The following is a 6,697-nucleotide window of genomic DNA, read 5'->3' on the forward strand; positions in this document are numbered from 1 at the left end:
ATGCTTCACGTACGATAAAAGGAATCGAAACCGTTCATGCCCTATACAAACAAAGGCGAAGTCTTCAAGCAGACTCCGCCTTTTCGGTGTATCATGAATTACAACAATTACTAGTAGTCGCATAATCTTTCCTCATATTTTCATGCCTCTGTTTATCTCTTAGGAAACTTTGCAACAGAACCATAAAAAGGTTGTAATGCCTGTAAACAAAAAGAACAAGCTAGAGTTAGTCTAGCTCGTTTGAATAAAGATGGCACTTCTCTATAGTGGTTTACAAGAGCCTTGAAGTAGAATCCTTATTTATTTGCCTATAAAACATTCATATTTGGAATCACTCTTTTGATAAAAGAATGATTCCTTGATTTAAACATTTTTTAAAAAAAGATGAAAAATCTTCTTCTGAGATACCTTGCGCATTGGCAAACTCTCGATATTCATCGAAACTACATTCTTTTTTCTGTAGGTAAAGAAGTAGATTAAATCCTGTAGGGTTAAATTTCATAATTTGAAAAGTCGATGAGTCAAACAGAGCAGCGTCATTTTCACGCATAATTAAATGGCTAGCAATTTGATATTTTTCAATCATTGATTATTCCCCCAATAATTAATTAAGTTATCCATCAGATTAATACCAATGTATTCAAAAAGCATATCCTCACTTATATTTGCAAGTTCTACTGCTTTATCATAAAAATCTTTATTTAAATATGGTTTTAGATAGTCTAGTGCCCATAAATTAGCAGACAATTCAATATTTTGATTATGTACATCATAAGGATTAAAATTCACAGTATTTTCAGCAATATGAGCAGCTTCATGAATAATTGTAAATAAGCGTACTGCAGTTGGTAAATCATTTCGATGTAAAATTTGATATTGTGTATCATATTTAAATATAACTGCTGCAGAATTGAGTTTTTGAGGGGGAATTTCCTCTATTGTACTTATGTTAAAGTCTCTTTTCACCTTATTAATTAAATCATCAATAAAAATGGCTACTGATTCATTAACAAATTGTCCATAGATTTTAGAAATAGGCCCGTCAGATATATGACCGATTACTTTTCCAAACTCGTCTATGCTTATTAATCCATCTGCACCAATTACTAGGGGAGGGTATTTTCCTAAAGTATTTGGTTTTCCAGTGTTAAGATTATAGCCTGGTATTAAAATCCAATCTTCTTTTCTATCAATATTTATTTTCTTACAAATAGATAGAATTTTTTGCTTCTCTTCTTCATTTAATATTCGTCTATTCAATTCTTCTTTTCCTGAAATTGGCTCTAAAAATGCGACTTTTATTCTATAAACTCCCAAGTCACTACATAAATTCAGCATATTTTTAAGTAGGTGTTTATTTTCTCTAGTGATACATATTGCAAGATTTGCATGAATACCACTATCTTTAATAATTTTAATAGTTTTTATTACATTCTTATATACACTTGATCCCCTAAAAAGGCGGTTTGAAACTTCATCGAAACCATCAAGGCTTACTTGAATACATGGAACTCCTAAAGACTTTATTTTCAATACTTGTTCTTCAGTGACATCCACACCTGTGATTCCTAAAAGTGCGACAATACCTTTTTGTTTTATCAACTCTAAAATCTCATAAATATTAGGGTGTAGCAATGGATCTCCACCAGATATTGCTATCAAAAACACATTGTTTTTATGAGCATCTTCAATAATGGATTTGATTGAATTAATATCTAATGTATGCTTATTTAGTTTACCGGTTTGAGTCAAAAAGCAATGTTCACAACTTAATTGACAATTATAAGTAGTGTACAAAGTAATTGATTGAGGAAGTAAATGTGTCTGATTCATAATCCGCCTCTTTTATTCAATATGTCTTAATAGAAAATTTAAAAATTACCGTTCTTAGTCGCAAGAGATTCATGCATCCGTTTTTTTTTGCTTACGCTTTGGAACACTACACAGAGAAATAAGAGAATTAATGCACCACAGAAAGATACAATAACAAACCCTACAGATAATCCAGTTATTGTAGTTATTATTCCACTCAACGTCATGATAAAGGTCCCGATAGCAGCTCTCATTAGAAAGTCAAATGACAAGATTGTGGTTCTACTTTTACTTCCTACTGGAATTTCTTTATTAATTGAATAGGATATGTAAGGGGTAATAAAACCACGAACAATCTGATGTATTGCAAAAGCTAATCCGACTAAAATAGTGAATCCAAAGTTGAAATAAACCAGAAATCCAGAAATTGTTAAAAATATAACAGATAGAATTATAAAGCCATGGCCTTCAATGAAATTTTTAGGGATTTTCCCCGCAAAATATGATGTCGTGGCAGCTATAACATTGAAAATAGCTAATATGACGCCAAATATCTCAAGATTAATTGAAAATTCTTCGAAAATTGGTTGGTAGAAGTTAAATCCTGTTCGTAATATACCAAAACTTATTGAAGACACTAAAAATATAAATAGGATTTTTTTGTTTTTTATAGATAACAAAAATCCATCTTTTGTAAGATTAAACATATCAACAAAGGCCTTTTTAAATTTAATTAAAACTAATTCTTGAGAATAGCCTTGATTATTTTTTAATAAGTATGACTTGGATCTTTCTTCAATAAAGATCCATCCAATCAATATAGTTGAAAAGATGAAAATACAATCGAGTATAAGTGGAATTCTTAGGTCGATAGTTCCTAAATATCCTCCTAAAATAGACGCAATTGCAGAGGAAAGAAAACCGAAAGAGCCAGCTTTGGAGCTAATTCTGAAAAAGGCATCTTTCTCAATCCCGATAGTGTCCAAATTTTCATAAATGATAGCAGAAAGATTTCCGCTCCCCATAGAGCTGCCTAGAGAAAGGATAAAAGCGATTACTAATAATAATTCGAAGTCTTTAATGACTAATAATGATAGCATGCCTATTAAATATATAAACTTACCTAATAGAAAGGCTTTTTTTCGACCAAACCAATCAGAAAATGCTCCACTAGGGATTTCTAAAATCCACCCAGTAATTAAACTAGCGGAAAAAAACAGAGACATTTCTTGGAAGCTTAGTCCAATATAATTTAAATAAAAAGCAATCATTATAGGTGCAAAAAATATCTCGAGTGAAAAGATAGCTTCTGAGTACATTACAATATTAATTCTTCTCAAAACTTGTTCTTTCACAATTGTTATCCCTTTCACTTAAAAAGTTATGTAACATCTTTATGTTTAGTTTAAGAGTTATAAATATTTTAAATTCTGAATAAATTATCCTCGTAGGCACTATATGCAACATGACAGCCTTCCTGATGTACCTTTTCAAAACTATCGACACTTCGGGTTATTTCATTTGGAGATAAACCACGCCATTTGTTGAATAAAGGATGACTATTCCATAAGTCTTCAATTTCTTCTGGAGAATTTACCTTAACTTTTGTGCGATCTTCTTCCACTAACATATCACAGGCTGAAAGAGTTAAATCACTATTTAGTACAAGTGATGTAGTGCCAGCTCCACATCCAAATGTACAGTCAGAAGCACAATTAGAATTTTTAGGAGGTAAAAACTTACTGTCAATCTGTAACTTAGGAAACCTTTGTTGAAGATCCATCAATTCTCTACGCACATCTAGCACTATTTCACGTGTTAAATTAAACTCTTCAGTATGATTTTTCCCTGTTCCGATAGGGACAAATCCACCTATCTTAAGCTGGTCAACACCAACTTCACGGGCAAGTTGATGTATTTCTTGAATATATGAAGCATTTTGTTTAGTAATTGTCACACCAAAAGAGGCCCAAGCACCTTGTTCCTTTAGATTTTGTGCCCCTGTAATTGCTTTTTCAAAGGTAGCTTTTCCTCGAACCGGATCGCTTAGTTCAGGTGAGTGGCCTTCTAAAGAGATTTGATATTGTTTGCATCCACTTGCTACTAAAGATTTAGCACGGTCTTTACTAATTAAAGTACCATTCGTGGCAATTTTAGATCTAATATTATGATTACTGACGATTTTTAAGATATCTTCTAAATCCTTACGTACTAAAGGTTCTCCTCCAAGAAATGCAATACCATGAACACCCATTTTGCTAAAATAGTCAATAAATTGACTCACCTGTTCGAAAGGTGATTGAACAGTATAATCTGTTAGATAACAATGTTTACATCTTAAATTACACTTTCCTGTAATATACCATTTAATTGATAGTGGAAAACCTAGCCATTGCACTAGCATTCAGAAACAACCTTCCTCTCTTTAACGGTAGATAAAAAAATTTAATTCAATATTTCGTAAAAATTATGAACATACTATAAATTCAATATCTACTGGAAGAATATAAATTTAATTTTGATGAAATAAAAATAAGGAATGGTCACTGGTGCGTTATCACACCATAATTGCTTATTTTTAAAACATTAAAGTCTGTAGAGCTAAATACTCATGTTTTACTAAAAATAATAAAAAATTAGTTAAGTTCCATTTTTGTACTATTCATGCAACCTTCAACAGAAATTACAATAAAATCTGGTTTTTGAGTTTTCATAATATCTACCTCCTTTCTTAGTTTGATAGTAATACTCGATATATACTACAGTGCTTGAAACACCAGTGACGTCGTTTTTACATTTAATAACAAAAAATATCAACTTATTACATTTTACCCCCGTGACATAAGTAAATCAATCTTTTTTATTTAAAGATTCAAAAAATAAAGAATTATTTTTTTATAAAATCATAAAAATCATTGTCAAAAACATACAAATGATGATAGGTTGATATTTAGATTTAACATTTCCCTAAAAAATAGGAGGGTTACTATGAGCTCAGTAAAAACAAATGACTATTTTTATGAAAATTATCGTATGGCAGATTTTTATGATGATCAATATGGAGTAGTAGAACATGACATCCCCTTTTGGCTTGATATTACAAAAGATCAAAATGAAATTCTAGAGATTGCATGTGGAACAGGTAGAATAACAATTCCTTTATTAGAAGCAGGAAAAAAAGTACACGCCATAGATTATTCTGATGAGATGTTAAAGATATTAGATGAAAAAATTAACAGTAAATATCCAGAATTTAAAGATCAAATTTTTATGCAAAATCAGGATATGCGAAATCTCAATTTAAATAAGAAATTTGATATGATAATTATTACTTCAAATTCTCTAAATCATATTGAAACTAATAAGGATCTGCAAAAAACTTTTCAATCAATTCATAATCATCTTAATGAAAATGGAGTATTAGTATTTGATATATTAAATCCGAAATTTAATTTTTTATTAAGAGATCCAAATGGAGTATACGCTGAAGAAATTTTAAAATATGGGGAGAGTAATAAGTTTTTTAAAACATGGGAAAACAACTCATATTCTTATAAAGAGCAAATTAATTATGTTACATATTACTATCAATTTTGTGATGAGTCAGGAACTAATACAGCTGAAAATATTATAAAAATGCAATTAAAAGTTCGTTTATACTTCCCTCAAGAAATAGACTATGTAATTCAAAAGAGTGGATTCAAAATTCGAAAAAAATACGATTGGTATGATCAAAGACCTTGGGAAGGAAATACAGGAGAGCAAATTTTAATTTTAGAAAAATGAATTGTTTATTAATGATAAGGGGTTCTGTTGCAAAGTTTCCTAAGAGATAAACAGAGGCATGAAAATATGAGGAAAGATTATGCGGGTTCTGTTGCAAAGTTTCTTAGCATCAAACTAGACGAGGAATTTATGACTAACTATTATGCAACTATAAATAATTTCTGCAATTCATTGTACGTCGAAAAACAGGAGTCTGGTTTAAGACTTCTGTTTTGTTTGTATAAGGCATGAACGGTTTCAATTCCTTTCAAGGTACGTGAAGCATGACGAAGATTTTGAAATCCTGCGGATTTGGCAAAGCGTCGCTTCACGTGTCGATGGTCCTGTTCTATGAGATTATTTAAATGTTTGATTGTACAATGATTTGTATGTTTATAAAAGCCGTTTTCTCTTAATTTTTTAAACGCGCAAAATAACGCTGGTGCCTTGTCTGTTGTTAGAACCGCTGGTTCTCCAAAAGTTTTCATCAATCTTTTCATAAAGGCATATGCAGCCTGATGATCTCGTTGTTTACGAAGTTGAATATCCAGTGTGTGTCCATCTTTATCAATTGCACGATAGAGATAACGCCATTCTCCTTTAACTTTGATATAGGTTTCATCCAAATGCCAAGATAACCGTGCAGTTGTGTTTTTCTTTTTCCAGATTTGATAGATGAGATTACCATATTCATGAACCCATCGCATGATAGTTGTGGGATGAACCGACACACCACGTTCCTTAAGGATCTCAGATACATCTCGATAACTTAAAGAAAAACGACAGTAATAGCCAACGGCTACCAAAATAATGTCTTGTTTGAATTGTTTTCCTTTAAAGTGGCCCATGTATCATTCTCCCCTATCACATTTTTTCTAAAGTTTATCGGAGTGTCAAAATCTTTGCAACAGAACCAAAATATCCCTATATCATTACCTATTAACTAGTAAAAATAATCTTATATAAATAATTTTTTAGGAATTTAGGAATAGAAAACGTACCTTATTAAAATGTTATTTTGGTTCATATAATGAATTATCCTTCTAGCATATTTATAAGATTTATATCATATATTAAGAGAAAGAATGCAAGTTAGAAAGGAGTCTTACAGAATGAGTTA

6 protein-coding genes and 1 pseudogene are annotated in these 6,697 nt (G+C 30.9%); 2 read left to right on the top strand and 5 right to left on the bottom strand.

Annotated features, from left to right (window positions below):
* A pseudogene (locus AZF08_RS30140) lies at positions 1-125 on the top strand (IS6 family transposase); the annotation flags it as partial.
* Between the two features lie 206 nt (positions 126-331).
* Here AZF08_RS30140 and AZF08_RS21280 read toward each other — a convergent pair.
* The 4 genes from AZF08_RS21280 to AZF08_RS21295 all read right to left on the bottom strand — a co-directional run bounded on the left by AZF08_RS21280 (position 332) and on the right by AZF08_RS21295 (position 4,216).
* On the bottom strand, positions 332-586 hold the full coding sequence (locus tag AZF08_RS21280; protein ID WP_033679120.1) for a hypothetical protein: 255 nt from the start codon (positions 584-586) through the stop codon (positions 332-334).
* Positions 583-1,833 carry a radical SAM protein gene (locus tag AZF08_RS21285; protein WP_033679119.1) on the bottom strand — a complete coding sequence of 417 codons (1,251 nt, stop codon included), beginning with the start codon at positions 1,831-1,833 and terminating at the stop codon, positions 583-585. Before AZF08_RS21285 ends, AZF08_RS21280 begins: the two co-directional genes overlap by 4 nt.
* Positions 1,834-1,871: 38 nt before the next feature.
* Positions 1,872-3,167 carry an MFS transporter gene (locus AZF08_RS21290; RefSeq protein WP_033679118.1) on the bottom strand — a complete coding sequence of 432 codons (1,296 nt, stop codon included), beginning with the start codon at positions 3,165-3,167 and terminating at the stop codon, positions 1,872-1,874.
* A 68-nt stretch (positions 3,168-3,235) separates the two neighbouring features.
* Positions 3,236-4,216 carry a radical SAM protein gene (locus tag AZF08_RS21295; protein WP_051725978.1) on the bottom strand — a complete coding sequence of 327 codons (981 nt, stop codon included), beginning with the start codon at positions 4,214-4,216 and terminating at the stop codon, positions 3,236-3,238.
* A 584-nt stretch (positions 4,217-4,800) separates the two neighbouring features.
* Here AZF08_RS21295 and AZF08_RS21300 point away from each other — a divergent pair.
* Positions 4,801-5,598: a class I SAM-dependent methyltransferase gene (locus AZF08_RS21300; RefSeq protein WP_051725976.1), complete on the top strand. Its 798-nt coding sequence runs from the start codon at positions 4,801-4,803 to the stop codon at positions 5,596-5,598.
* A 140-nt stretch (positions 5,599-5,738) separates the two neighbouring features.
* On the opposite strand, the gene AZF08_RS21305 is transcribed toward AZF08_RS21300, so the two are convergent.
* Entirely contained in the window at positions 5,739-6,425 is a 687-nt protein-coding gene (locus AZF08_RS21305) for an IS6 family transposase (RefSeq protein ID WP_033679117.1), read from the bottom strand.
* Positions 6,426-6,697: the final 272 nt, after the last annotated feature.

Origin of the sequence: Bacillus gaemokensis, assembly GCF_001590835.1 — a bacterium.
Lineage (GTDB): Bacteria > Bacillota > Bacilli > Bacillales > Bacillaceae_G > Bacillus_A > Bacillus_A gaemokensis.

Bases quoted from the DNA above. Each gene is read 5' to 3' on its own strand.
- AZF08_RS21280 (WP_033679120.1), bottom strand. From the start codon at position 586: ATGATTGAAAAATATCAAATTGCTAGCCATTTAATTATGCGTGAAAAT.
- AZF08_RS21285 (WP_033679119.1), bottom strand. From the start codon at position 1,833: ATGAATCAGACACATTTACTTCCTCAATCAATTACTTTGTACACTACT.
- AZF08_RS21295 (WP_051725978.1), bottom strand. From the start codon at position 4,216: ATGCTAGTGCAATGGCTAGGTTTTCCACTATCAATTAAATGGTATATT.
- AZF08_RS21300 (WP_051725976.1), top strand. From the start codon at position 4,801: ATGAGCTCAGTAAAAACAAATGACTATTTTTATGAAAATTATCGTATG.
- AZF08_RS21305 (WP_033679117.1), bottom strand. From the start codon at position 6,425: ATGGGCCACTTTAAAGGAAAACAATTCAAACAAGACATTATTTTGGTA.